The organism is Gordonia sp. N1V (genome assembly GCF_029269935.1).
Classification (GTDB): domain Bacteria; phylum Actinomycetota; class Actinomycetes; order Mycobacteriales; family Mycobacteriaceae; genus Gordonia; species Gordonia polyisoprenivorans.
In genome coordinates this window covers 1-433 of record NZ_JARJDD010000104.1, presented here as the reverse complement: position 1 = coordinate 433, position 433 = coordinate 1, and the positions used below count along the sequence as shown (strand labels likewise).

Annotated in this window: 1 pseudogene; it reads right to left on the bottom strand. The window is 65.8% G+C overall.

Going from position 1 to position 433, the window contains the following annotated elements:
- A pseudogene (locus P3L18_RS28305) lies at positions 1–433 on the bottom strand (hypothetical protein); the annotation flags it as partial.

Here is a 433-nt window from a genome sequence, read left to right as displayed (position 1 = left end):
CGGAACCGTGGCGGCGGTGGAAACAACTGAAAGCGACCGCCACCTTCCACACCTTCACCGGCGAGGTCGCCGCCCCCAAATATCCGGCACTCGCCGACGCGATGGCCTCCGGTGCGGCCGGCCCCTCCCACGCGGCGGTCGTGATCGACGTCCTCGACCGCATCCCGGCGGCAGTGCCGTTCGACGAGAAAATGTCGGCCGAGGCCACGATGGCCGTGAGGTTTCGGCGCCGACAAGGTTTCCATCAAAGTACGTGTTTTCTCGCCGGCGACGATGTCGAGGTTCGCCGAGATCTCCAACCGGCCATCGTCGGTGATGCGATCGCTGTAGGAGTTGATCGTCTTGTCCTCCGCAGCAGGCAACCCGCCAGGAGTCTCTGCCGCCAACTCGTTCCCCAGCTGCCGCGCGTAGGTGGTGATCTCGGCGGGGGTGA